Origin of the sequence: Bradyrhizobium sp. Arg237L (assembly GCF_029990105.1) — a bacterium.
GTDB lineage: Bacteria > Pseudomonadota > Alphaproteobacteria > Rhizobiales > Xanthobacteraceae > Bradyrhizobium.
On sequence record NZ_JAQMIL010000008.1, the window covers coordinates 101,224 to 126,750 of the forward strand.

Consider the following 25,527-nt stretch of genomic DNA (forward strand, 5'->3'; position numbering starts at 1 on the left):
CTTCGTCGGTCCATCGCGGGCTCAAGTCCGTACGTCGGCCCATGCTTCGGCGACGAAAGCAACGCGATCGCCGAAATGCACCACCGGATCGCGGCGGATCCCGATGATCAGCGCGTCGAATGGAAGCGTCACGCGCTCGCGTATCACGCCGTGCAGGTCCATGACCTCGCCCAGAGCCTGCCCGGCCGGAACGATCTGGGTGGGGACGGCATGCACGCGAAAGATTCCTCCCTCAGAGCACGTCACGTGGCGGCGCTTGGTCACCTGGCGAAGACTGCGCGGGCCAACAGCCGTCTCGGGCAGAAGACCGAGGCCGTGTGCCAACCCGTCGAAGCCGGCGATGCCTTGCGCGACATGCTCCCGCACAAGGCGTCCGCCGCCGCCAAGCTCGATCATGAAGGAGATCTGTCCGCGGTCGAGGCATTGATAGTCGAGGGCGCCGGCGAGGTTGCCCGGAAGCTCTCCGGTGCCGCCTGCGATGCTCATGCGGCACGCGACGGCGGGTGTGAACGGAGCGACAAGGCGCAACAGCTCGGCCTCGGTGACGCGCCCGTTGGGATGTACCTTGTAGACAGCGTAGGGGTCCGCATCGAAAGCCGTGCCCATAGTGTGCAGGTTCACCAGCGCGTCGGCAGCGGCAGAGGCCTCGAAGAAGATCTTCGCCATACGCTCGGAACTCAGTCCTGCGGCCGCACCAGGAAAGGACTGGTCAAGATCAATATCGTCCTGCGGCGCTTTCTTGCGACGTCCGTCGAAGGCTAGCGGGTTTGCGGTCGAGCTCACCACCACGCTGCCCGAGAGTGCGGAGAGGTCGAGTCCGCGAGCAAAGTCGAGGGCGGCAACGATGCCGTTGATCTCATCGCCGTGGACCTGTCCGTTGAGCCACAGGCACTTTCCCGGCTTGGCGCCCTTGGCAATAAGGTAGGGAATCTCGATGGCCACGCCCGATGCCAGCCGGCCGACGAAGATACCTCCCGTGGTGAGGCTCGCAGGCTTCGCGACAGCGAGGATCTCGGCGAAAGAAGTCTCAGTCATCTGGATGTCCTTGTGCGGTCTCTCGATACAAAGAGTCGGATCTGGCGCGGACGACTCATGTTGCTGCGGTTTCCGCCGCACGCATGGCAGCAAGCGCCTTGGTGAGGTCGGCGATGAGGTCGTCGGAATCCTCAAGGCCAATGTGCAGGCGCACGAGAGTGCCCGAGAGCGGGAAGGGCCGGGCGGTGCGCGTGAAGCGCGCCGGCAACGCGAGACTCTCATATCCGCCCCAGCTCGAGCCGATGCCGAACAGCTCCAGTGTATCAATGAAGGCCGTGAGCGCGGCTTGAGAGCGGGCCGCGAGCTCGACGCCAAAAAGTGCGGACGAGCCGGTAAAGTCGCGCGACCAGAGCGCATGCCCGGGATCGTGGGGCAGGCCGGGATGCAGCACGCGCCGCACGTCCGGCTGAGCCTGCATCCAGCGCGCCACCGTGAGCGCGCTTTGCATTTGGTGGCGCATTCTTACGCCGAGCGTACGCATGCCGCGCAGCACCAGATAGCAGTCGTCCGGGCTCGTGGAAAAGCCGAGGTCCGCCACCACGTTGCGCACCGGCCGCCACCACCGTTCGGTTGTGGCGATCGTGCCCATCATCACATCCGAGTGGCCGCAAATATATTTGGTCGCCGCCTGGATTGATATGTCGACGCCGTGGGCGAGGGCATCAAAGAACAGCGGGCTTGCCCAGGTATTGTCCAACAGAACCGGGATCGAGCGCGCATGGGCAGCCTTCGCGATGGCCGGCACGTCCTGCACCTCGAAGGTGAGCGAGCCGGGGCTCTCGCAGAATATTGCCCGCGTATTGTCACGGATGAGGTCGACGATACCGGAGCCTAGCAGGGGATCGTAGTAGGTCGTCTCGACTCCATTGCGGGCTAGCAATCCGTCGCAGAACGCGCGCGTGGGTCCGTAGACGGTATCTACCATGAGCAGGTGATCGCCCGCCTTGACTACCGCGGTGAGGGCGGCTGTGATGGCGGCAAGACCTGACGGTAGCACGATGGCGCGATGGCAGCCTTCAAGCTTGGCGAGCGCGTGCTCGAGTGCGAAAAGTGTGTCGGTGCCGTGAATGCCGTAACGCAAGGCGCCGAACCGGTCGGCGCGGGTGGCGTCGAAGGCAGCAAGATCCTTGAAGAGAATTGTGGAGGCCCGCGAGATTGGCGGGTTGACGGGGCCGGTGGCCGCACGGCCGCCGCGAACGAGAAGCGTGTCTTTCTTCATGGCACGAACCTCAGGGGCGAAGCGGAGCGGTGCGGCGGGTGCGACCGGAGGAATATTGGATATCTTGCAGGATTGCTAATCGATTGGCAGAAATCTTGCTTGACACCGCGGGAGCGCTCCATGGGTCGTTCGTGCTGCCTTCTTACTGAAGAACAGAGGGTTTCGTTACATGATTACGCCCCAAGCCGTGGCCTCACAATTTAAATGTCGCGACGAGACTCATAAGCTACCCTAATTTGTTGACCCGGTTCTCTCTGGATCGTCCATGCGCAATCTCGACCTCGATCTACTGCGTACATTCGTCGCTATCGCGGATGCCGAAAGCTTTGCTGCGGCGGCGCAACGGGTGCATCGAACGCAATCCGCGGTCAGCCAGCAGATGCAGCGTCTGGAGAGCCATGTCGGCAAATTGCTGATGGTAAAGCAGGGGCGCACGAAGCGGCTCACCGATGACGGCATGAAGCTGCTCGATTATGCCCGGCGCATCATTTCGCTCAATGACGAGGCCAACGCGGCGCTCGCCACCAGGCCGGGGCAAACCGAAGTGGTGCGGCTTGGCGCCAGCAATGATATGGCAGAAAACATTCTGCCGATCATGCTCGGGCGGATCGCCAAGAGCCACCCCAATGTCCTGCTTGAAGTCCGTACCGGTCGCAGCCCTTTTCTGATGGAGGAGCTCAAGAAGGGCGAGCTCGACCTCGCGATCACGACGAGGCTTGATCCAAACCTGCCGCGCATCGCGCTGCGCAGCTCCCCTACGGTGTGGTTGTGTGCAGCTGACTACCAGTTCGAGCGCAAGAAGCAATTGCCACTTATTCTGTCCAATGAACCAAGCCTATTTCGCGCGCTTGCCATCGACGCGCTGGACCGTGCCCATCTCTCCTGGCGCATCGCTTATCTCAGTCTCAATCTCCTCGCCATTCGCGCGGCGGTGAGGGCCGGCCTGGGAATCACGGCCCGCAACATCGAAATGTTGACGCCGGATCTGCGCGTGCTGGGAGAGGCCGACGGCCTGCCGCGGTTGCCGGACGTTACCTTCTATCTCTATATGCGCGATGAAAGCGTTGACGAGGCTGCGCAGCAGGTGTTCGAGACATTCCGGGGCATGGCCTTCTGAGCGACGTATCCTCACGCAGCCTGCCGGAACAGCCGTCCCGGCGCGGAAGGTGCAGCGATTTTCATCTGCGACAAGGCAGCCCACAGGCTCGCCTGGTTGGAGGAGACCACCGGCACGCCCAACGCCGCTTCAAGCTCGTCGATCTCGTTCATCGTGAGCAGGTTGGTGCAGCTGATGAAAAGGGAGTCGCAGCTGGCAATCTCACCATGATGCGCGCGTGCGAGTTCGGCCACCTGCTCGGAGGTCAGGGCCCGGATTTCGGAGGATTGGGCACAGCGGAAGGCGTCCACGCCTGCGACGGTGACGCCAAAATGCGCAAGAAAGGACGCCTCCACCGCATTCACCGCGTCGGCGTAGGGAGTGATCATGAAGACTCGCTTCGCCCGCAACGCGTGCAGTGCCGCGATTACCGCCTGAGAGGTTGTGACGGCAGGAATACCCGTCAGCGCCTCGATGCGGCGGGACAGTGCTTCTGCCTCGTCCGGTCCGTTGAGAAACGAGCCGGAGGTGCAGGCGTAGACGATGACCTCCGGCTGGGCAAACGCGAGGTCGCGCGCCGCCCGCTCGACGGAGGCGTTCATGGCGAGAAGCTCGTCCTTCGCGACCGCCGTGGAAGTGCGCGAGAGACGATTGTGGTTCATGACCACCCCATCGGGCAGGTAACGTGGCCACTCCCGTTCCACCGCCACATTGGCGGGTGGGGCGAGGACGCCGATGCGGCGGATATCATGGTTCACGGAAAAACCTCATGTGCGATGGGGCCAGCAGCAATAGCTCCCGGGCGATCTTTCTCACGCGAAATGACAGGCGACGCTCTGCCCGCTCGGCATCCGACGCAATGCCGGCTCTTCATCCGAGCAGCGCTCCTGCGCGAAACGGCAGCGTAGGCGGAAGCGGCAACCGCAGGGCACCTGCGAGGCGCTCGGCAAATCACCCTTGAGTACTACCGCCGTTCGCTTCTTCTGCGCATCGTAAGACGGCACCGCGTCGATCATCGCGCGGGTATAGGGATGGCGCGGGTTTGACCACAGCGTCTCATAGCTCCCGCTCTCCACGATGCGACCGAGATACATCACCAGCACTCTGTCGGTGAAATAGCGCACCACCGACATGTCGTGGGAGATGAACAGGTAGGACAGACCGAGGTCGCGCTTGAGGTCGACCAACAGGTTCAGGATCTGCGCCTGGATCGAGACGTCGAGGGCCGAGACTGGCTCGTCGCAGACAATGAGTTCCGGCTCCAGGATCAGGGCGCGCGCGATGCCGATGCGCTGGCGCTGGCCGCCGGAGAATTCGTGCGGATAGCGGGACAGCGCGGTGCGGGGCAGGCCGACCCGGTCGATCGTCTCGTTGATCCGCCTGGTGCGTTCGGTCACGTCTCCGAGACGGTGCACCTTCAGCGCGGTATCCAGCAGGGTCCGCACCGTCTGGCGAGGGTTGAGGGAGCCGAATGGATCCTGGAAGATCATCTGCATCCGTCGGCGATAGGGAATGAGCGCCTTGCCGGATAGTGGCGCGATGTCGGCACCCGAAAAGCGGATCTGTCCGGCCGAGCTCGGAATAAGGCGAAGAATCGTCTTGCCGAGCGTCGACTTGCCACAGCCGGATTCTCCGACCAGGCCGACCGTCTCGCCCTTTCCTACGGTGAAACTGACGTCATCCACCGCTCTGAGGATGCGCCCGTGCGAATGGTAGCTGGTCTGAAGGTTCTCAACGTCCAACAACTGCACGGAAGGGCTCCTCGGAAGGTTCGACGGCAACACGGCAGGCCACGAGCCGGTCACGGAACGGTACAAGTGCAGGAGGTGCATGATAGCAAGCCTCAGTCGCCTGCGAGCAGCGCGGCGCGAAGGCGCAACCTTGCTCGCCTGCAGCAGAGGCGACGCTTCCAGGAATCTCGCTCAACCTCGCGTTGCTGTAGTGGGTTCCGTCATCGAGCCTCAACGTTGCCCGCATGAGGCCCTGAGAATAGGGATGGACTGGCCGTTCGAACAGGTCGTGCGCCGCGGCCTGCTCCACAATGCGGCCGGCATACATCACAGCTACTCGATCGGCCCATTGCGCCACCACGCCGAGATCGTGGGTAATCAGGAGCAGCGCCATCTGAAGCTGCCTGCGCAAGCTGTCGAGTAGTTCGAGAACTTCCGACTGCAGGGTGACGTCAAGGGCGGTCGTGGGCTCGTCGGCGATGACGAGCTGCGGATTGCACGACACTGCCATCGCAATCATCACCCTTTGGCGCATGCCGCCCGACATGTTGTGGGGATAGTCGTCATAGCGCCTGGCGGCGTCGGGAATCCGTACGAGGTCCAGCAGCTCCGCTGTGCGGGTCCGCGCCTGTGTCCAGGTGAGCTTCTCGTGCCGTACAAGCCCTTCGGCGATCTGGTCGCCGATGGTCCGCACCGGATTGAGCGAGGTCATGGGCTCCTGAAGAATGAGGCCGATGCGTTTGCCTCGGATGTTCCGGAGCGCGCGGGCATCGGTCCTGAACAGGTCGATGCCGTTGAAGTTGACCTCTCCGGCGACGGCGGTGCCGCGAGGCAGCAGGCGCATCAGCGCGAAGGAGGTGGCCGACTTGCCGCAGCCGGATTCACCCACGAGGGCGAGGGTCTCACCGTGGTCGATGTGAAAGGAGATATCGCGTACCGCAAGGTGGCCAGGGAACGCCACCGAGAGGTTGCGCACGTCCAGAAGCGGCCCTTGCGATCGGAGGATCGATCCGGGAGTCCTGGTGGACGGCGGCATGGCGGAATTCGGCGCGGTCATCGTTCTCGCATCCTCGGATTGAAGATCTCGTTGAGGCCGTCGCCGATGAGGTTGAGGGCGAGCACCGTGAGCGCCGTGGCGGTGCCTGGAAGGGCGGTGAGAAACCACGCCGTCCGCAACATCTCTCGCCCGTCTCCGATCATGGAGCCCCACGAGACAACATTCGGGTCACCCATGTTGAGGAACGAAAGCCCGGTCTCGGTGAGGATTGCGCCGGCGACCATCACGGAAGCGGTGACCACGACCGGCGGCAAGGCGTTAGGTAGGATCTCGACGAAGATGATGCGCGTGTCGGAGTAACCGAGGCTGCGTGCCGCCATGACGAAATCCTGCTCGCGCAGGGAACGGAACTGCGCGCGTACCAGGCGCGCGATGGTCGGCCAGGACGCGATCCCAATGGCCAGTGCGATGACCTTGAGCGAGGGTTCTCCGATGGCGACGATGACGACGACCAGGAGAAAGGCTGGTACCGTCTGGAACAACTCGGTGACGCGCACCAGTACGTTGTCCGCTAAGCCGCCGAAATAGCCGCCCACGGCGCCCACCAGCGTGCCGATGAGCAGGCCGATCGAGGCCGCCGAGAAGCCGATGATCAGTGAGACCCGCGCGCCATGTACGAGGCCGGCGGCTATATCTCGACCGAGAGAATCCGTGCCGAGCGGGAACTCCGTCTTCTGGAACGGCCACAAAAGGGGAGGACCCACCAGGTCCTGCGGATCGCCCGGATAAAGCAGGTCGGCCACGCAAGCTAGCGTCATCACGACGCCAAGAATGAGAAGACCGGCGACAAAGGTCGGTTGCCTGAGGAAGGCGGAAAGTCGACCGTTCTTCGCTGCCGGAACGGCAAGAAGGGTGACGGGGAGGCTCGTCATATTGGTCGACATCAAACGGACTCGATGCGCGGGTCAAGCCATGCGTGCAGCAGGTCGATAAGCACGTTGGCAACGATGACTACGAAGGATGACAGAAGGAGAACGCCGAGCAGGACGTTGAAGTCGCGCGCCATCACAGCGTCGAGCGCGAGCCGTCCCATGCCCGGCCAGCCGAACACCGTCTCCACGACGATGGCTCCGCCCAGCAGATTGCCGAGGTGGAGGCCGGCAACCGTAGTGACCGGGATCAGTGCGTTGCGCAGCACGTGACGCATCTGAATGGCGAAGGGGCCGAGGCCCTTGGCCTCAGCGGCGCGTACGAAGTCCTGCCGCTCCACTTCAAGCATGGCGGAGCGGGTCAGCCGCGCGTACACCGCGGTGAAGAAGCAGGCGAGGGAGATGCTGGGAAGCACCAGATGGGTGAGAAGGTCGCCCATTCGGGCAAGACCGGTCAGGTCGGCGCCGACGGTCATCGCGCCTCCGCTCGGCAGCCAGCCGAGCTTCACCGAGAACAGCACGATGATCATCAGGCCCACCCAGAAGCCCGGTGCCGAATAGAGTATCAGCACGAACAGCGACAAAGCGCGATCCGGCCAGCGCCGCGCGAAGGCGGCCATGAACGCGCCAAAGGCGATGCCGACTACAAGCGAGAGTACGAAGGCGCTCAGCATCAGTAGCAGCGTGAAGGGCAGGCGCGACATGATCAGATCGCCCACGGGGGTGTTGTAGCGCGGAGAGAAGCCGAGACTGAGATGGGCGAGGTGATCGAGATAGTTGGCAAGCTGTATCAGCACCGGCTGATCGAGTCCGAACTGCTTTCGGAGGGCTGCCATCGTCTCGGCCGTGGCGGAGCCGGATTCACCGGCGATCACGTCGGCCGCGTCGCCGGGTACAAGTTGCAGCAGAAGGAAGTTCAAGACCACGATGCCGAGCACTACCGGCAACGCCTGGATGGCGGTACGACTCAGGCTCTTGCCTGCACGGGAAAGAAGGCGCATCGAGCGGGCCTCACAGGTTCAATGGACGGTTCCGGCGAGCCGACGCCGGGGGGCGTGACTCATTTGACATAAAGGTGCGCAAGGTTGCCTTCGGCGCCGTCAGCGGTCGTCGCGAGATCGTGGATCTTCGCGTTGTGCAGGGTGAGGAACGTGGGCGAGACCAGGTTGAGGTCGGGAATGTCTTCCGCCACGATGTCCTGGATCTTCTTGAACAGTCCGACACGGGTCTTGGGGTCGTTCTCTACCGCGGCCTGCTCCAGCAGCCGGTCCACTTCCGGATTCGAATAGTGGGTTGCATTGGAGAAGGGCACGCCCTTGACGAAACTCTTCGACCAATAGAGTCGCTGCACACCAACAGTGGGATCGAAGAGATTGCTCGCGCCGTTCACTGCGAAGTCGAAATCGCGATCCGTGTAGATGCGCTTTACGAAGGCGGAGATGTCCTGTGCGCGCAGGTCGACTGCAATGCCGATCCTGGCGAGTGAGGCGCGGATATATTCGGCGAGGCGCCGCCCCTCGGTGGTGATAGGATTGAAGTCGAGCGTGAGACGGAACCGCGTCTTGCCATCGGTCGGCTTCAGTCCCGCCTCGTCGAGCAGCTTCGCGGCGGCTTTCAGGTCGTAGGCGTAAGGGCTCGGCGTCGGGTCGTGAAATTCCTTCAGTCCCGGGGCGATGGGCGAGTAGGTGATGGTGGCATATCCATAGTGGATCGTGTTCACGATGACCTTGCGATCGATGGCGTGGGCCACCGCTTCCCGAACCCGCTTGTCCCTGAAGTACTGGTTGTCGAGGTTGAATTCGAGACGTGTCACGTTGTACGAATAGCTTGCGCCTTTGGTCTCGAATTTCAGGTTCGGGAGGCTTTTCAGGCGGTCGAGATCGGATAGCGCCACGGGGGTGCGATAGCCGAAGTCCACGCTGCCGGATTCGAACGCAATCGAGCGGGCGGCCGCATCGGGAATGAACTTGACCACCAGTCGGTCGATCTTCGGATCGGGTTTACCCCAGTAGTCTGGGTTGCGCTCGTAGACGATATAGTTGCCGCGCTGCCATTCCTTGAACTTGAACGGGCCCGTGCCGATCGGCGTGTTGCCGTTGGGGTTGGACGCGGCGTCCGTGCCCTCATAGAGATGCTTCGGGACGATGGGTGTCTCGGTCGAGGCAAACGCTTTGATCAGATAGGGCGCAGGTTGCGACAGCTTGATCACCAGGGTCTGTGGATCAGGGACTTCCACTGATGTCACATTGGCAAAGGTGGAGCGCCCGCGTGGATGCACCTTCTTCAGGAGGTTGATCGAGAAGGCGGCATCTTCGGCGGTGAAAGGCTTGCCGTCGTGCCAGCGCACGCCTTCCCGCAGCTTGAAGCTGTATTCTTTGCCGTCCGGGCTGATGTTCCACGAGGTGGCGAGGAGTGGCTCCGGGCTGAGATCTTCGTTGTATTCAAGCAGGCCTTCGGTGACCTTGCCGCTCACGGCGAGGGCGGTTGTGGCGACGTTCGTGAGGGAGACGAGGGTCGGCGGTTCGGTGGCGAGCACCATGGTGGCCGTCTCGGCGTGGGCGGGCATAAGCCATGCGCCAGCGCAGAGCACGGTCGATGCCAGCACGCTTTTGATCCATCGGGTGGTCCTCCTGCTCTCCGGCAAGCTGCCTCGTGCGGGTCCGCAGCCGTTTTGGCGTTGCCCGATACGTTCAATCGTCATCGTTCCCCTCAGTTATCTCGACAGCTTTGTCTCGATTTTAGCGGACTGCGTCTTGCGCGCGGTCCAGCTGGTTGGCCCCGTTCGCGCCCCGACGCGCGCCGGGAGGTTGCTACAGAATTGCTTATGGATGGCCGTGATGATGCGCCGATCCTCATCTGCCTCTGTCCGCCCAACGCTCGACATTGAAACGCTCGGAAAACCTGCGTGCCTTCTAATTGAGCCTGTCCACGAAGCGGGCACAATTTAAAAGTTCGATGCCAACCGGTAAGGAAATCTAATCGATTGCATGAGGTCCGCTTGAACGTACTGCTGTAGCTTTGATATTTCGTGTGTTTCTCTGGCGCAAGAAAATGCGGCCAGAATACATTAGGAATTCTGATGTTGGGGCATGGCAGAATTAAATTGTTGGACGGTTCCCCGTGGCGTAGTCCTGCAGACAGATACCGCTCTCGCTGTCATTTGCCGTCGAGGAGACCCCATGGGTGTGAATGAGACCCGTCGCGACACGGTTCGTTCGACGATCGAACGCATTAGAATTGCTACTGCAAAGGCTCCCTTGGAGCGCGCTGTGCTCAACGAGGTCCTCATCGAACTCCGCGGGCTTGCAGCTCGCGCCGAACTCTGGTCGCCAGACGCATATCCGCTGCCCGACGTCGAGACACGCCAGGCGCGCTACCTGATCCAGGAAGATCCCGATCGCAGTTTCGCCCTCTATCTGAACGTGATGTTGCCCGGACGGCGCATTCCGCCACACAACCACACGACCTGGGCCTGCGTCGCAGGGATCGAAGGAGAGGAGCACAATTTCGTGTACCGTCGCCTCGACGATGGGACGAAGCCCGGACACGCGGAGCTCGAATTGTCCGATCTCGTTGTCGTGGGACCGGGTACGGGGATAGCGTTGATGCCTGACGACATCCATTCGGTGGAGATCCGTGGCGACAAGCCCATTCGTCATCTGCACATGTATGGTCGAGCGCTTGAGACGCTGACTGAACGCTCCACCTTTGATCTTGAGGCCAAGACGGCGAAGCCCATGGCGATCGGCGTTCAGACCCGACGCTGACACTGGAATCTCGAACAGATGAACGAAGCATCGACTGCCGCCGCTGCGGCGCCGGCGCGTATTGGCGCGCGCGAACTCAAGCGCTGGCTCCATGATGGCGCCGAGATCGCCCTGCTCGATGTGCGCGAGCATGGCCAGTATGGTGAAGCACATATCTTTCTTTGTGTGTCCCTACCCTACAGTCGGCTTGAAAGCGACATCCAGCGCCTGGTGCCGCGGATCGGCACTCGCATCGTCATCTATGACGACGGAGCGGAGGGCGTCGCGCCCGGGTTGGCCGAGCGAGCTGCCGTCCGCCTGACCGCCCTCGGCTACGAGCACGTGTTCATTCTCGAGGGCGGCGCGCCTGCATGGCGCGAGGCCGGGTTTCAGTTGTTCGCCGGCGTGAACGTGCGCAGCAAGACCTTCGGCGAACAGGCCGAGCTGTCATTTCATACACCGCGCATCAGCGCGCGCGAGCTGTCCGATCGGCTCGTGCGTGGCGATGACTTGGTGGTGCTCGACGGTCGCCCGGTCGACGAATACCGCAAGATGAGCATCCCGACGGCGGTGTGCTGCCCCAATGGCGAGCTGGCGCTGCGAGCCGATCTGCTTGCGCCAAATCCCTCGACCACCATTGTCGTCAACTGTGCCGGACGCACGCGCAGCATCATCGGCGCGCAGACCCTGATCGATCTGGGTCTCCCAAATCCGGTGTTCGCACTCGAGAACGGCACCCAGGGCTGGTTCCTGGAAGATCTGCCGCTGGATCATGGTGCCGACCGGTTCTATCCGGCGCCGCCTGCCGACGAACGGCTGCCGGAGCTGCGCCGACGCGCTCTCGACTTTGCCGCGCGATGGCAGGTGCCGTTTGTGCATGCCGACACGGTGGACACCTGGCTGATGGATTCAGGGCGCACGACCTATCTTTGCGACGTGCGCACGCCGGAAGAGTTCGCCGCCGGCAGTCTGCCACGGGCCCAAAGCACTCCGGGCGGCCAGCTCATCCAGGCGACCGATCAATTCATCGGGACATGTGGTGCCCGCTTGGTGGTGTTCGACAGTGAAGGCGTGCGTGCGCCGGTGATCGCGGCCCGCTTGCGACAGATGGGCTGGGATGCGCAGGTACTCGTCGAAGGCGCGGCAGCGCACCTGTCTCCTCTTCACGAAAGGCCGCTGCCGTTGCCGCTGCCGCTGCTCCGCACGGTTTCAGCCGACGCGCTCGCCGGCATGGACGGGATTCTGTTGCTCGATCTGCGTTCGAGCTCGGCCTATCGGAAGGGGCACCTGAAGGGGGCTGTATGGACGATCCGCCCACTGCTTGCGAGCCTGGCGCTGCCATCCGGCATGCGCGTGGTGCTCATAGCCGATACGGCCGAGACGGCGCGGCTTGCGGCCCTGGATCTTGCCGAGCGCGGCGTGCACGATCCGCTCCTGCATGTCGCTGATTCGAAAGCGTGGGCAGCCGCCGGTCTTGCGGTGGAAGCAACGCCGGTTCTCCCGGCCGATTCGAACTGCATCGATTTCCTGTTCTTCGTGCATGATCGGCATCAGGGTAACAAGGAGGCAGCGCGCCGGTATCTGGCTTGGGAGACAAACCTCCTGTCTCAGATCGATTCAGAGGAACGCGAGGCTTTTCGCATATGAAATCCTGGCTCGGTGTTTATGGGCTCCCTGAGCACGAAAGAAAGACAGCGGGCTCGCCGGTTCAAACGTTTGGCTTGCCGCCAGTTGCCTCGTACGCGGCACGGAGGCGGTGATGCGGCCTCTTCGTCCAGCAACGCGGCTTCTGCGCGCCGGACGTTCTGACCGCGGCTGGGTCAACACGCCGGTTACCCGGGGCGGCACCTTTGTTTTTGATTATGTTGAAAATTGGCGTGACACGCGAGCGCGGCGTGAGCATGAGCGTCCTGTGTCCTACGGAGCGCAGGGGACAGACAGCACGCACGCGCTCGAGGATGCGTCGGTGGAGCTCGAGGGGGGTATCGTGCCGCCCTTTATCCTACCGGACAGGCTGCGATCGCAACAGTGATGCTCGCAACGGCTGAAGGCCGACGATCATGTACTGATCACCGACGCAGGCCATCGTTGCGGCGATCGAAACGGTGCTTGATGAGCCTAAGCTGCATACGCGCGACCTTAAGGGACCGGCGAGCACGGCCGCGTGTGGCAAGGCCTTCCGACGCGCTTGGTTGACGGGCGCACATCGCGGAGCCGCGAGCAATCAATCACCACACTTGCCGAGAGCGCGGCCATCCGCGCCGTTCTTGATGCGCGCACGGCTGATAGTCGCACCGAGGCCGAACGCAATGCTGATCGGACATCAAGGCCCGCGGCGCGGGCATTCGAGGAGCTGTTAGACGATCCTCAGACGCCTTGCTCGGAAAAATAGATTAATGACCCGGCCTGCACTTGCCAGTGTCCACGAAAGCGGCCGCCGCGCTCAACCGGGGCAATTCTACGAGGTCGACAACTGGTGTATCGGTGCTACGCGCGCGCTGTTGTACTATAGCCTGGCGGTAGGCGGTGATGCGGTCTTTCAGCCCCGGATAGCTCGCAGAATTAACGAGGGCCGCGAGGTCGGCATCGTCGTCTCGCGAGGTCGTCACCGAGTGAAGTGCAGCCACCGTACGGGCGGGCAGCCGTACCGCCTTCGTTGCCAGCCTTGCCACGCGGCTGGCTAGGTCCGCTTCTTCGGACAAATCGGTGACCAACCCTAGCCTTGCCGCTTCGCTTGCCGGGATGACACGACCCGCGATCAATATCCGCCGCGCTGTATCGTTGCCGATGCGCGTGGCAAGCCGCCTCGCGCCAAGGATCAGCCCGAACCCCGAGCCCGGAAACGCGAAGCTGGTGCCGGGGAGACTGATGCGACGATCGCAGGACGTAAAGAGATCGGCCCCTGCGCCGTAGACCCGGCCCGAGCCGATCGCTACGGTGACGAGGGGGCACCGATAGATTTTCTGCAGCAACTGCTCGATCCTGACGAAGCGGAGCAAAAGGTCGCCATCCGTGCTGCTCTCGATGTCAGCGAGATCGAAGCCTGTGCACATGTGCTTGCCGGCGCCGCGGAAGACGATGATCCGTGCGCCCTCCCGCAATCCCCTCTCAATGGCCGCATCCAGCATATCGACCATGGCGGCGCTCAGCGCCTTGCCAACCCGAGGGCGATTGAGTGTAATATTGGCGCTGGCCTCGCTGAGCTCGTAGCTGACGAGTTGCGGACGCGTGGTCCACCTGCGATCGATTTTATTTGCTGATTAATCTGCCAGCAAATGAGTGAACGTCACAACAGTTATGGTTCCGTCCGGAGCGGCGACGGTGGACCACTGCCGAGAAGCATCGGATCGTGGAGGAGAGTTGGGCGCCCGCGGCAAGCGTTGTTGGGGTTGCGCGCCGACATGATCTTCACCCTAATCTGCTTACAGCTTGGCGGCGGCAGGCGCGCTCGGGGTCCTCGCCTGCGAGCCTGAGCCGCCGTCGCGGCAGGATGATGAAGTCCGCTTTGTGGCGGTCTCGGTTACGCCGAACCGGCAGCCGTTGACGGCGCCCACCGGGGTCTGCGGTGCGATCGAGATCGAGTTCGCAGCCGGGCTCGGATGCAGATCGCAGGCGCGGTTGACGCGGCGACGCTGAAGGCAGCAGTGTTGGCATTGGTGGATGGACCGCCGCGATGATACCGCTGCCGGCGTGCGTGCGGGTATGGCTCGCGACTGGCTATACCGACATGCGGAAGGGTTTTCCGTCGTTGACCCTGCAGGTTCAGGAGATATTGCATCGCGACCCGCTCAGCGGCCACCTGTTTTGCTTCCGTGGTTGTCGCGGCAATCTGCTGAAGGTGATCTGGCATGATGGCCAGGTGTCGTCCCGTTCTCACTCGGAAGTGAGACCTTTAAGCACGCTGACGAACCGCGGCAGTGGGCCACGACCTCTATCTGCTGAGCGAGGTCGTTGGGCTCTAAGACGAGAACCTCAAGTATCGCGGGTGGTTGGATTGCTTCAGCTATCGGATCGTCGACAACCCGCCACGATTGGGACTGATCCTCGGGGCGCTGGCTGCTTTATTTGGAAACGTCCGCCAAGCTATTGAAATCGTTAGAGGGCTTTTTGGGGCATTTTTCCAAATGCGCTTTGAAATCGTTGAATAATCAAGCGGATTTTGATTCCGCCATTCGGAGGTTCGATCCCTCTCGCCCCCGCCAATCCTAAAAAGATCAGTAAAATCAATGGCTTATATGTTCGAAATATCCGAAGATCGATTGCGTTGAGCAGATCGATTGCGTTGACGAAAATCGAACCTCAAAAACGCGAAAAGCGCTCGACCTCGCTGTTTAAGTCGCCTGAAACCTCAATCACCGCGTACCCGTTCGGCGCGCGGTTTCGCGTCGGGCTATTGCTCGATGTAGCGCGCGATCTCGCTTCTCATCACCACCACCGAGTGGCCGTGTTTCTTGGCTCTGAGATCGCCGCGTGCGACCACGCGGTCGAGTTTCGCAAGCGCGATATCCGCAACTCGGCAGCCGCCTCCTTGCGCGTCAGGAAACACCGTAGTGATGACGATGGTGCCGAGGTCTCGCGCCTAGCCTTGCCTGCTCGCGTCATTATGTCCGCATCCATGGTGCGATCCGTTTTCTTTCGCCTCTTCGACCCCCGGTCGTCCGGTTCCATGACTCTACTGACGGCTGCAACAATTATTCCGCATTGCGTAAGGATGCGATCGGCTAGTTAAACGGGAAGCAGGGCCTTCTCGATCGTAGCATTACCAGTTTTGATTCCTCAGCCGATAGGAAACTGGACTCAAAAAGGCTCGGTCGTCTGACCAGTGTCGCGTGAGAGACGCGAGGAAATTGCCTTGGCGGTAGAGCGCTTCATCCCTAAAATCCAGCCACCACCGCCAGGTGCTTCGGAAATCGAGCTCAGTCACTAGGAGTAGAAGCTATGCCCAAGCCGGAAAGCTTCCCAATCGACAAGATTTATGTTCCCGTGAAGAGGAAGAAGGCTGTCAAGCCTGAGCTCGTTCAAGAAATCGCGGAAAGTATTTTAGAAATCGGACAACAAGCCCCCATTCTCGTTCGGCCCGACGAAGGCCGGTTCGTTCTGGTCGAGGGACTGCATCGGTTCGAAGCCTGCAAGGCTCTTGGCGAAAGAACTATCATCGGGGTCTTGGTCTCGGCTGAGATCGTGCATCAAAAGACGCTTTTGTCAGACAGCGCTGAAGCAGAAGCAGAGCGCGACAAGATGGCGCGATTGAAAAGATTGCGCCTCGAAAAGGAGGCTGCCGCGCGATCAGCCGCTGCTTCAGAGGCCGTCATGGAGACGCAATCGGCGGAGCTTTTGCGAAAACCTTCGGAGAAGGGTATCCGGAACGTTCCCAAGGCATCGCGAAGCCAATCAGATCGCAGGACTTCAGGATCAACACCAAGAACGTTGTCGGAATGGCTCACGCAACAAAAGCGCAATGGCGGTCGTTATTGATCGTCCGCTCCGCCGCGACCACCGGCCTCGAGCGGGCTTGAGCCAATAACCTAATGGCCATCTAGGCAATCGTCTTGAGATAGAGGCTCGGGTCGAAATATTTGTTGGCTGGGGTGAAATCCTTGATGCCAGCGTTCGCCATGAAGAAATCGGTGGACTGCTGCAGCCAGTTTGTAATCGTGTTGTCGGAGTATAGCCGCTTCCAATCGTGCGACGTGAACATCTTCTGCGCCTTGAACGATTCGTTGATATCGGCGAGTGGCGTCTGGCTATAGTGGTTCTTCTGCAGTGCTTCCATCGCTTCCTTGCTGTTCGCGATGATGTGGTCGTTGGCTTCAGCCCATCCCTTGATGAGCTTGGCAAGCGTTTCCTTGTTGGGTTCGTAGTAGTCGTTGCGGGCGGCCCAGCCGCCGATGATGGCAGCCTGCGGATAGTAAGCTGAGGCGTCCGCCAATTTCACCGCGCCCGGAACCTTGTCGCGCACGGTCACATTGAACGGAACCCAGAGCGCTACGGCTGGTACGGCGCCGGAGATGAACGCCGTTACCGCCGCGGGCATCGTCTGGTTCATGAGTTCTATCTCTTTCGGGTCGACATTGTTGGCGCGGAGCGCCTTGTCGAGAAACACATGCGCGGTCGTGCCGGTTGCCGTCGCGATGCGTTTTCCCTTCAAGTCTGCGAAGGATTTGATGCCCTGGTCGGAACGCACCCAAAGTTGAGCGGTAGCCACCTCGATATCGTTGATCAGGAATACCTTGCCTTGCCCGCGCGCCGGGAAGTTCGACAGCACGGCGCCGGTTGCCAGCAGGTCAAGACTGCCGCCGATCAGCGCCTGAAAGATCTCGAGGCCGGTGTTGAACTGGCGCAATTCAAGATCGAGCCCCTGCTTATCGAAGGTGCCGCGATCCATGCCGGTCCATATCTGTCCGTCAACGGCAACGGTGTGCAGATAGCCCACCCGAATCTTGGTTTTTGCCTGCGCGATCGCGGGAGCACGCGCCGCAAAGCTGCCGAGCCCGATGCCGGCTGCCGCCGTCAGGAATTGCCGTCGATCCATGTGTTTCCCTCCCGCCATCTTGTTATCTATTCCGAAAATGAAACCGGTCGCATTTGCGCCTGCTGTGCCCGGTATTCGCTCATCACGAGCTCTCTGATGTAACTCCTCAGCTCGCCGAACTCCGGCCTTTCCTGAATCGTTTCGTCGCGCGGATAGGCAAAGGGCACGTCGATGATCTTCTTGATCCGCGCGGGACGCGCCGTCACCACGACTATCCGAGAGGCGAGGAAAATCGCCTCTTCGACGGAGTGGGTGATGAGCACGACGGTCTTGCCCTCGGTCGCGAGCACCTTGAGCAGCAGGTTCTGCATGTTGGCGCGGGTCTGCGCGTCGAGAGCCCCGAACGGCTCGTCCATCAGGAGAAATTGCGGCTTCACCGCATAGGCGCGGGCAATAGCCAGCCGCTGTCGCATGCCGCCAGAGAGATGCTTGGGGTAGGAATTCGCAAAATCCCCAAGACCCATGAGATCGATATAGTGGTCGCAGATGGCGTCGCGTTCCGCGACCGGAACACGATTGGCCTTGAGCTGCAGACCAAAGGCGATGTTCTGTTTGACGGTGAGCCAGGGGAAGACGCCGTACTCCTGAAAAATCACGCCGCGTTCCGGGCCGGGGCCCCGGACCGGCTCGCCTTCGAACAGCACCCGGCCTGTGGTCGGCTTCTGAAAGCCGGCCAGCATGCTCATCATGGTGGTTTTGCCGCAACCGGAAGGTCCGATCACCGCAATGAAGTCGCCTTCATGAATGTCGTAGGTGACGTCATCGACGACCGAGAGCCTGCCTTTCGGCGTATCGAAGGCGAGCGAGACGTGGTCGAACTGTGCGCGCTTGGCGGACTTCACGATGCCGTTCATGCGATCGCTCGCTCCTGCCACACTAGCAATCTGGCGCTGATCCGGCGCAGGATCAGATCCATGATCAGGGCGATGCAGCCGATGCAGATAATTCCGACATAGATCACGTCGAGCAGGAAATAGGTGGACGCGTTCTGGATCATGGCACCAAGTCCACGCTGCGCGGCGACAAGCTCTGATGCAACCAGCGTTGCCCACGCCACGCCCAGCGCGACCCGCAACGCGGTGAGGATATGTGGCACCGTCAAGGGGATGATGACTTTGCGAAATATCTCGATCTCGCCGGCGCCCAGCGTCTTCGCGACGCGGATATAGAGAGGCGTGATCTGCGAGACGCCTTCATACATCACGATAACTCCCGAGAAGAACGCGGCGTAGAACAGAATGACGAGCTTCGCCGGCTCGTCGACACCGAAATAGACGATCACGAGCGGGATCAGGGCGATCGGCGGCAGGGCGCGAAAAAAATTGATCATTGGGTCGGCGAGGATGCGCGCCGGCCGATACCAGCCGAGCAGGAAGCCGACGGGGACCGCGACCATGATGCCGAGAATCACCCCCAGAAAGACACGCCGCGTCGACGACCAAATGTCGAGCAGCAGATTGTCGTGCAGCAGGAGATCAACGAACTTGGCCGCAACCTGGTGCGGTGAGGGTATCAGCGCTTCGTTGACCAATCCGCTCCAGCGCACTGCGTACCAAAGCACGACTGCGCCGATCCACGGGATGGACCCCAACAACAAGCGTATTGCGGTGCTGCCCTTTATCAAGCGTTTCCAACTGTGTTTATGATTGATTGATGTGCTATCATACGATAAATAGGATGACTATACAAGAGGGCTATTTCCGCGGGATGCTGCCGATGACATCGCCGAAATTCACCGTCCGCAACGTCCAGGCCTTCTGCTACCGCTATCCGTTGGCGACGCCGGTCGTGACGTCGTTCGGTCGGATGCTCAACCGGCCGGCGGTGTTCGTTCGTGCCGAAGATGAGGACGGTTACGTCGGCTGGGGCGAGGTCTGGTCGAACTTCCCGTCGACTGGAGCCGAGCACCGGACGCGGCTCGTCAACGAGATTCTCGCGCCCGCCATCCACGGTCGTGCAGTCAGCGAGCCAGCGGAGCTGTTTGCGGCGATGACCGAGGGAACCGCCGTACTGGCGCTGCAATCGGGCGAACCAGGTCCCTTTGCCCAGGCGATTGCCGGCATCGATCTTGCGTTTTGGGATATTCACGCGCGACGCCGCAAGGTCCCGCTGTGGAAATTACTCGGCGGGACCGGTAACAGAATTAAAGTCTACGCCAGCGGGATCAATCCGATCGGCTCGCGGCAGACGGCAGAAGCGGCGTTGCGACGCGGACACCTCGCCCTCAAGCTGAAGGTCGGATTTGATCCGGCAACGGATCGTTCCAACCTTGCTGCGCTTCGCGACATTGTAGGCGCAGGTGTATTGGCTGCGGACGCCAATCAGGCCTGGTCTCTCGCGCGCGCGCTCGAGCTGGCGCCCTCTTACGGAGAGTTTGGCCTTGCCTGGCTCGAAGAGCCGATCCGCGCCGATCGACCGTGGCACGAGTGGCAAACCTTGAGCGAGCAAGCTGGCGTGCCGTTGGCCGCGGGAGAGAACATTGCGAGTTCTGCGGGGTTCGATCAGGCGCTCCACGATCGCGTGCTGCGAGTCGTGCAGCCCGATATAGCCAAATGGGGCGGATTGACCGTGGGCTCGAAGATCGCGCGCTCCATCCTGGCGGCCGACAAGATTTTCTGTCCGCATTATCTGGGCGGCGGGATTGGCCTTTTGGCGTCGGCGCATCTGCTTGCCGGGGTCGGTGGCGCGGGCATGCTGGAAGTCGATTCCAACGATAATCCGCTGCGCGACCGGCTTTGTGGACCGGTCGCCGATGTGAAGGACGGCGCCGTAACATTGAGTGAGGAGCCGGGCCTGGGAATAGAACCGGACCTCTCGTGGATCGAAGAGTATCGGACAGCTTGATCCGGCGGGCCGGTTCGTTCTGCAGCGTATTCGTCCGAAGGGACGTGAGACCGTTTCGGCGATCGCCGATCGGGCAGGCTGGCGACACGTTCTTCCTATGAGAGCCAGGGAGCGGCGGGCAGGATGGATTTGATTTCCGACAGCCACATTCCAAAATATGCGCAGATTGCCGATATCTTCCGGCAGCGAATTGCCCGGGGAGTCTGGGCGCAAAGCTCGCGCCTGCCGGCAAACGAGATGCTTGCAGCCGAGTTCGGTGTTTCGCGAGTGACCATCAGACAAGCGGTCGAACTTCTTGCCCGCGACGGCGTAATCCAGGCACGGCAAGGCCGTGGCACCTTCGTAACCGGTATGCTCAAGCAGGACCGCTGGTTGAAGGTCGAGACGAGTCTTGCCGATCTCGCCGAGGTCTATCGCGACACGTCCCCCGAGATCATCAACATTTCAGAGAGCCACACTGATGCACCGTTGCTCCCGGAGGACGGTCGGCCGGCGGAACGCTATGTGTTCATGCGACGGGTGCATTCACACAACAAGCAGCCTTACTGCGTGATCTCGATATATCTCGACGAGAAGCTCTTCCGCAGAAGTCCGGACCGCTTCCGAACCGAGACGGTGATTCCGCTGCTCAAGGAGCTGAAATCGCCCGCGATCGAGACAGCGCGACAAACCCTGACGATCGGAATGGCCGATCTTGACGCCGCGAAACTGTTGCGAATTCCCTTGAACTCACCTGTGGCCGAGGTTCGGCGTGTGTTTGCGAGTGCCGATCGCCGTGTGATCTATCTAGGCGAAGTAACCTACCGCGGCGACTTTGTCCGGCTTGATATCGATCTGCGGCCTTGAAGTGCGCGTCTAGCGCGAGAACAGCTCCTGATTGCGCCGCTCAAGCTCTTCTCCGTAGGTCCGCAGGACGTGCGCTTCGCTCACCGTTCCAATTGCCGCGCGATGGTTGACGCGATCGACGACGGCGAGCACGTCGGCCTCGCTTTGTTCGAAGGTCTTGAGAATCTCGCGAATCGAAGTATTGGGCAGCACGAATTCGTCATTTTGCCGGGCGATTGCGCCGAGCGGCGAATCCTCTGCAGCCTCGGTCAGGTGCAGGTCTGCCGACGAGACGATGCCGGCATAGGTTCCCTTCGCGTCGCGCAGCACGATCTGCCTGACTTGCACTGGAGAGAAGATCCTTTGAGCTTCCGCGATTGACATGCTGCTCGGCGCACTGTCGAAATCGGCTCGCATCAGGGAACTGGCGTTCAATTGCCGGACCCAGCCAACGTCCTGAGGGCCGCGGATGACCTCGCCTCGGAGATGAAAGCGCCACGTCGCGAAATTGTAGCCGAACAATTCGCGTACCGTCAGCGCGCAGACAGAGGAGGCAATGACGGCACCAACGGTCACCGAAAAATCGCCGGTGATCTCCAGCGCCAGGCAAATCATGCTGATCGGTGCGCCGAGCACTCCCGTTCCGAAAGCCGCAAGCGCGGCAATAGCGGCCGTTCCCGGTTGCAGGGCAAACGCCGGCAGCAGGCTGCTCATTAGCGTGCTGTAAAACTGACCAATCAGCGCGCCCAGCAACAGCGAGGCGAAGAACAAGCCGCCGCGGAAACCAGACCCGAGAGAGATTGCGGACGCCAGCGTCTTGAGCAGGATGATCGAGGCCAATAGCGTCCACGTTGGATTGCTCAAGAGCTGGATCTGCATCGCACCATGTCCCGCCCCCAGCACCGCAGGCGTCAGCAGCGCCAACGAGCCGAGCAGCGCTCCGCCGGCGATCGGCCTGAGAAAGCCATTGAAAGCGGACAGGCGTTGAAAGCAACGCTCGGAGAACGCGACGGCCAACATCGTGATGACGCTGGCAAAGGCACAGAGCAGGCCGATCATCATCGTCTGCCCGACCATCTCGGCTGAAACCGGAGAGGGAAAACCGGGAACCATCAGGAAGGATTGATGGGTGAGGTGCCTTGCGACAAGCCATGAAGCAACTGCGCTCGCGATAACGGGCACGAGGCTGGCCGAAGTATATGCGCCGAGAATGACTTCGAACGCGTAGAAAGCGCCGGCCAGCGGCGCGGAAAATGCGGCGCTGATTGCGCCTGCCGCCCCACAAGCGACCAGAAGCCGCATATCGCTCCGTCGTGCCGCGAGCCGCTGTCCGAACAACGACCCAAAGGCTGCGCATATTTGGGTGTATCCCGCTTCCAACCCCACCGATCCGCCGAAGCCGTTCGAAAGCAGTGTCTGGATAGAAATCAGCAGACTGCCGCGCATCGACAGGTGGCCGCCATAGAGTGCATTTGCCTCTATCGCATCGGCAAGCTGCTGTCCCCTGAGTTTGCGTGAAAAGAAAACCGCAATGAGTGCAAGGATGGCGCCGCCGATAATGGGGACAAGCAACGCGCGCTGCCACAAGATGAAATGCGCCGAACTGAGATGTTCATCGAACGGGATATCGAACAAGAGCGCGTGCGCAGCCTGGCTCAGTTTCGATATGGATACGACGAGAAGTCCGCTCAGAAGCCCGACGACGATGGCGACTGCAACCAGACCGGTCTCGCGGTTGCGGACAAAATTGCGCAAGCCTGACGGAAGACGACGGCCAGTTGCGGCGCTTTGTTTCGCGCCGAGCTCGGGTGCTGCCAAAGTGGTCATTGAAAACTCGCGTCGACGTCGCAGCCGAGAGGCTGACATTCACGATGGCGAGCTTTCGGGGGCGCCAATTCGCGCTCCCTGGTCGACGGTCTTGGGTGGTTGCTGCAATTGGCAGGGGCTGGAGGCATTCGAACTCCGCACCGGAAATTCGGCAAATCTGGATTGACGAATGTCATCTTAATAGTAATATGACATGTAGACAAGATGACAAATGGCGCCGCGTGGCGCCCGTTGCGACAGCGCGCGAGTGCGGCCATCCACGCCATTGACGAGTCGAAGCCGATGATTGCACCAGGCCAAGGGGAAAGCGTGCGCAATGATGGTCGCGTGGACGGCTGCTGCGCGCCAAGATCTTCCCGACAGGGATGCGCCACCCTGGAGGAGCGATGGCTAAGCGTCAGTGGATCCATGCCCCGCCGAAGTGAGGCTGTCTCTATCCCGGGAGGTCGCGCCGAGATGGGGACGGACGCCCCTGTCTTTGAGGCTGATGGCGAAGCCCCGCGAAGGCGCCTGACCCTCAAGCCGTTTGCCCTCGATGCCGTGACCGTTACGAACGAACGCTTCGCCGCGTTCGTTCGGGAGACGGGCTATGTCACCGACGCCGAACGGCTTGGTTGGTCCTTCGTCTTCTATCAACATCTTGCTGGCGGAGCCGATCAATATCCGCGCGTTCAGGGCGCCGACTGGTGGTGTCGCGCGGACGGTGCGTTTTGGGCGGCGCCGGAGGGCGGGGCTTCGAACATTTCGGAGCGGCTGGATCATCCGGTCGTTCATGTTTCGCATGTGGATGCCCAGCACTTTGCATCGTGGAGTGGCGGCCGTCTTCCCAGCGAGGCTGAGTGGGAGCATGCGGCGCGTGGCGGCCTTGAAGGTGCGTTGTTTCCCTGGGGCAACCGGGAGCCCGACGACCGGTCATACTTTCCATGCAACATCTGGCAAGGAGACTTCCCATCCAGAAATACCCTTGCGGACGGTTACTTCTCTACGGCGCCGGCGCGGTCGTTCGCGCCCAACGGCTATGGACTCTATAATTGCAGCGGCAATGTCTGGGAATGGTGCGCAAACGCCTATCGCGTTTCTTCGCTCAAACGTGCGGCGCAAATGACCAACGCCACAGCGCTACGGGACGGATGGCGCGTGCTGAAAGGCGGTTCGTTTCTCTGTCATCGCTCATACTGCTACCGCTATCGCATCGCTGCGCGCACCGGAAATCCACCCGACACGAGCACCTCCCATATCGGGTTTCGTGTCGCTTACGATCTTTGATCGGCATTCGTCGGCGGGCTCGATCCCGATACTCCAAAGGAAGGCATGATGTATCCAAGCGTTCTTCTTCAAGTTGCCGGCGTGTGGCGTGAGGCCTGCGGCGGGATCGCGCATCCGATCCTCAATCCCGCCACGGGAGAGGAAATCGGGAGTCACCCCGTCGCGGCGCAGGCCGACTTGGACGAAGCCCTGCTGGCGGCAGATCGCGGTTTCAAGCAGTGGCGCGCAGTGTCGCCGTATGAGCGGGGCCAGATCCTCCGAAAATCGGCAAGCCTGTTACGGGAGCGGGCCGAGACCATCGCCCGCATCATGACGATTGAGCAAGGCAAGCCCATCGCCGAGGCTCGGCTCGAGATTGCAGCCGGTGCCGACTTCATCGATTGGGCAGCGGAGGAAGGGCGGCGCGTCTATGGCCGTGTCATACCGGCTCGCGGGCCTGGCGTGGCGCAACTGGCCGTTCGCGAGCCAGTCGGTCCCGTCGCCGCCTTTACGCCGTGGAATTTTCCGATCGTCCAGGCAGCACGCAAGGTTGCGAGCGCGCTGTCCACGGGATGCTCGGTAATCCTGAAAGGTCCGGAGGAGGCGCCAGCCAGTTGTGCCGAGATGGTAAGGGCATTTCTGGATGCCGGTGTTCCAGCCGATGCGCTGTCGTTTGTGCTTGGATCTCCGGCCGAGATTTCATCCTATCTGATCGCGCATCCAGTGATCAGAAAGATCTCGTTCACCGGTTCGACCGTGGTCGGCAAGACTCTTGCGGCGCTGGCGGGCCAGCACATGAAACGGGCCACGATGGAGCTCGGCGGACATGCGCCGGCTTTTTTCTCGGATGCCGATCTGGACAGGGCGGTGACGACCCTTGCGGCGAACAAGTTCCGAAACGCAGGGCAGGTTTGCATTTCCCCCAGTCGTTTCCTGGTCCAGGCTTCCGTCATGGATCAGTTCATCGAGAAGTTCGTGGCGACAGCCAGACAGGTGAGGGTCGGCGATGGCCTTGATCCACAGACAACGATGGGGCCACTCGCGCATGAGCGGCGACTTCTCGCCATGGAGCAATTGGTGAGCGATGCTCGCGAGCAGGGCGCGGAAATTCGCCTCGGTGGCGGACGGTTCGGCAATCGCGGATATTTCTTCGAGCCGACCGTCATCGCCAACGCTTCTCTCGACGTGCGCGTGATGAATGAAGAGCCGTTCGGCCCGATCGCCGTGATGCGTCCGTTCTATGACGTGGACGAGGCGGTCGCTGAGGCGAACAGACTCCCGTTCGGCCTTGCGGCCTATGCGTATACCCGCTCGATGAGCGTCGCCGACAAGCTCGCCGCCAGTGTCGAATGTGGAATGATATCGATCAATCACCACGGTCTTGGTCTCCCCGAAAATCCGTTCGGCGGCGTCAAGGACTCTGGCTACGGCAGCGAGGGTGGCAGCGAGGCCCTCGAAGGCTATCTCGTTTCGAAACTGGTTTCGCGGACCAACTAGTCCAA

General features: G+C 61.4%; 24 protein-coding genes. 11 read left to right on the plus strand and 13 right to left on the minus strand.

Annotated elements, in window-relative coordinates:
* Nucleotides 1-21 precede the first annotated feature (21 nt).
* Complete coding sequence (locus tag OZ411_RS07045) at nt 22-1,035, minus strand: M14 family metallopeptidase (protein WP_282527340.1); 1,014 nt, start codon at nt 1,033-1,035, stop codon at nt 22-24.
* Nucleotides 1,036-1,090: 55 nt separating this feature from the next.
* Entirely contained in the window at nt 1,091-2,254 is a 1,164-nt protein-coding gene (metC, locus tag OZ411_RS07050; protein ID WP_282527341.1) for a cystathionine beta-lyase, read from the minus strand.
* A 265-nt stretch (nt 2,255-2,519) separates the two neighbouring features.
* Here metC and OZ411_RS07055 point away from each other — a divergent pair, with 265 nt between their 5' ends.
* Nucleotides 2,520-3,371, plus strand: coding sequence for a LysR substrate-binding domain-containing protein (locus OZ411_RS07055; protein WP_282527342.1), 852 nt, complete (start codon nt 2,520-2,522; stop codon nt 3,369-3,371).
* A gap of 11 nt (nt 3,372-3,382) precedes the next feature.
* On the opposite strand, the gene OZ411_RS07060 is transcribed toward OZ411_RS07055, so the two are convergent.
* Genes OZ411_RS07060 through OZ411_RS07085 form a run of 6 tightly spaced genes read right to left on the minus strand, consistent with a single transcriptional unit; the run spans nt 3,383 to nt 9,611 of the window.
* Nucleotides 3,383-4,108, minus strand: a complete 726-nt coding sequence (locus OZ411_RS07060; RefSeq protein ID WP_282527343.1) for an aspartate/glutamate racemase family protein — start codon at nt 4,106-4,108, stop codon at nt 3,383-3,385.
* Nucleotides 4,109-4,162: 54 nt separating this feature from the next.
* Nucleotides 4,163-5,101 (minus strand): ABC transporter ATP-binding protein, encoded by a 939-nt coding sequence (locus OZ411_RS07065; RefSeq protein WP_282527344.1) that lies wholly within the window; start codon nt 5,099-5,101, stop codon nt 4,163-4,165.
* Complete coding sequence (locus OZ411_RS07070) at nt 5,082-6,116, minus strand: ABC transporter ATP-binding protein (RefSeq protein WP_130578161.1); 1,035 nt, start codon at nt 6,114-6,116, stop codon at nt 5,082-5,084. The genes OZ411_RS07065 and OZ411_RS07070 overlap by 20 nt, the downstream gene beginning before the upstream one ends.
* A gap of 17 nt (nt 6,117-6,133) precedes the next feature.
* Nucleotides 6,134-7,021 carry an ABC transporter permease gene (locus OZ411_RS07075; RefSeq protein ID WP_282527345.1) on the minus strand — a complete coding sequence of 296 codons (888 nt, stop codon included), beginning with the start codon at nt 7,019-7,021 and terminating at the stop codon, nt 6,134-6,136.
* The gene (locus OZ411_RS07080) at nt 7,021-8,007 is read right to left on the minus strand and encodes an ABC transporter permease (protein ID WP_130578135.1); all 987 of its coding nucleotides are present in this window, start codon (nt 8,005-8,007) and stop codon (nt 7,021-7,023) included. Before OZ411_RS07080 ends, OZ411_RS07075 begins: the two co-directional genes overlap by 1 nt.
* A gap of 59 nt (nt 8,008-8,066) precedes the next feature.
* On the minus strand, nt 8,067-9,611 hold the full coding sequence (locus OZ411_RS07085; RefSeq protein ID WP_282527346.1) for an ABC transporter substrate-binding protein: 1,545 nt from the start codon (nt 9,609-9,611) through the stop codon (nt 8,067-8,069).
* A 574-nt stretch (nt 9,612-10,185) separates the two neighbouring features.
* Here OZ411_RS07085 and OZ411_RS07090 point away from each other — a divergent pair.
* Nucleotides 10,186-10,773 carry a cysteine dioxygenase family protein gene (locus tag OZ411_RS07090; protein ID WP_282527347.1) on the plus strand — a complete coding sequence of 196 codons (588 nt, stop codon included), beginning with the start codon at nt 10,186-10,188 and terminating at the stop codon, nt 10,771-10,773.
* Between the two features lie 18 nt (nt 10,774-10,791).
* A complete protein-coding gene (locus tag OZ411_RS07095; RefSeq protein WP_282527348.1) occupies nt 10,792-12,399 on the plus strand; it encodes a rhodanese-like domain-containing protein in 1,608 nt (535 codons plus the stop codon).
* Between the two features lie 746 nt (nt 12,400-13,145).
* Here the strand turns inward: OZ411_RS07095 and OZ411_RS07100 are convergent.
* On the minus strand, nt 13,146-14,000 hold the full coding sequence (locus OZ411_RS07100) for an enoyl-CoA hydratase/isomerase family protein (RefSeq protein WP_282527398.1): 855 nt from the start codon (nt 13,998-14,000) through the stop codon (nt 13,146-13,148).
* A gap of 101 nt (nt 14,001-14,101) precedes the next feature.
* On the opposite strand from OZ411_RS07100, the gene OZ411_RS07105 reads away from it, so the two are divergent.
* The 4 genes from OZ411_RS07105 to OZ411_RS07120 all read left to right on the plus strand — a co-directional run bounded on the left by OZ411_RS07105 (nt 14,102) and on the right by OZ411_RS07120 (nt 16,227).
* Nucleotides 14,102-14,296: a transposase gene (locus tag OZ411_RS07105; protein WP_282527349.1), complete on the plus strand. Its 195-nt coding sequence runs from the start codon at nt 14,102-14,104 to the stop codon at nt 14,294-14,296.
* Nucleotides 14,297-14,425: 129 nt separating this feature from the next.
* A complete protein-coding gene (gene tnpB, locus OZ411_RS07110) occupies nt 14,426-14,842 on the plus strand; it encodes an IS66 family insertion sequence element accessory protein TnpB (protein ID WP_282527350.1) in 417 nt (138 codons plus the stop codon).
* Nucleotides 14,843-15,034: 192 nt separating this feature from the next.
* Nucleotides 15,035-15,481 (plus strand): hypothetical protein, encoded by a 447-nt coding sequence (locus tag OZ411_RS07115; RefSeq protein WP_282527351.1) that lies wholly within the window; start codon nt 15,035-15,037, stop codon nt 15,479-15,481.
* A 209-nt stretch (nt 15,482-15,690) separates the two neighbouring features.
* Nucleotides 15,691-16,227, plus strand: coding sequence for a ParB N-terminal domain-containing protein (locus tag OZ411_RS07120; RefSeq protein WP_282527352.1), 537 nt, complete (start codon nt 15,691-15,693; stop codon nt 16,225-16,227).
* Nucleotides 16,228-16,288: 61 nt separating this feature from the next.
* On the opposite strand, the gene OZ411_RS07125 is transcribed toward OZ411_RS07120, so the two are convergent.
* The 3 genes from OZ411_RS07125 to OZ411_RS07135 are packed head-to-tail and all read right to left on the minus strand — an operon-like array spanning nt 16,289 to nt 18,878.
* On the minus strand, nt 16,289-17,284 hold the full coding sequence (locus tag OZ411_RS07125; protein WP_282527353.1) for an ABC transporter substrate-binding protein: 996 nt from the start codon (nt 17,282-17,284) through the stop codon (nt 16,289-16,291).
* 26 nt (nt 17,285-17,310) lie between these two features.
* Nucleotides 17,311-18,138: an ABC transporter ATP-binding protein gene (locus OZ411_RS07130; RefSeq protein WP_282527354.1), complete on the minus strand. Its 828-nt coding sequence runs from the start codon at nt 18,136-18,138 to the stop codon at nt 17,311-17,313.
* The gene (locus OZ411_RS07135) at nt 18,135-18,878 is read right to left on the minus strand and encodes an ABC transporter permease (RefSeq protein ID WP_130578155.1); all 744 of its coding nucleotides are present in this window, start codon (nt 18,876-18,878) and stop codon (nt 18,135-18,137) included. The genes OZ411_RS07130 and OZ411_RS07135 overlap by 4 nt, the downstream gene beginning before the upstream one ends.
* A 122-nt stretch (nt 18,879-19,000) precedes the next feature.
* On the opposite strand from OZ411_RS07135, the gene OZ411_RS07140 reads away from it, so the two are divergent.
* Nucleotides 19,001-20,128: a mandelate racemase/muconate lactonizing enzyme family protein gene (locus tag OZ411_RS07140; protein WP_282527399.1), complete on the plus strand. Its 1,128-nt coding sequence runs from the start codon at nt 19,001-19,003 to the stop codon at nt 20,126-20,128.
* 123 nt (nt 20,129-20,251) lie between these two features.
* Complete coding sequence (locus OZ411_RS07145) at nt 20,252-20,974, plus strand: GntR family transcriptional regulator (protein WP_282527355.1); 723 nt, start codon at nt 20,252-20,254, stop codon at nt 20,972-20,974.
* Between the two features lie 9 nt (nt 20,975-20,983).
* On the opposite strand, the gene OZ411_RS07150 is transcribed toward OZ411_RS07145, so the two are convergent.
* Nucleotides 20,984-22,780, minus strand: coding sequence for a chloride channel protein (locus OZ411_RS07150; protein WP_282527356.1), 1,797 nt, complete (start codon nt 22,778-22,780; stop codon nt 20,984-20,986).
* Nucleotides 22,781-23,188: 408 nt separating this feature from the next.
* Between OZ411_RS07150 and OZ411_RS07155 the strand changes: the two genes are divergently transcribed.
* Nucleotides 23,189-24,046: a formylglycine-generating enzyme family protein gene (locus OZ411_RS07155; protein ID WP_282527400.1), complete on the plus strand. Its 858-nt coding sequence runs from the start codon at nt 23,189-23,191 to the stop codon at nt 24,044-24,046.
* Nucleotides 24,047-24,094: 48 nt separating this feature from the next.
* Nucleotides 24,095-25,522 (plus strand): NAD-dependent succinate-semialdehyde dehydrogenase, encoded by a 1,428-nt coding sequence (locus OZ411_RS07160; RefSeq protein ID WP_282527357.1) that lies wholly within the window; start codon nt 24,095-24,097, stop codon nt 25,520-25,522.
* The last annotated feature ends 5 nt before the right edge of the window (nt 25,523-25,527 follow it).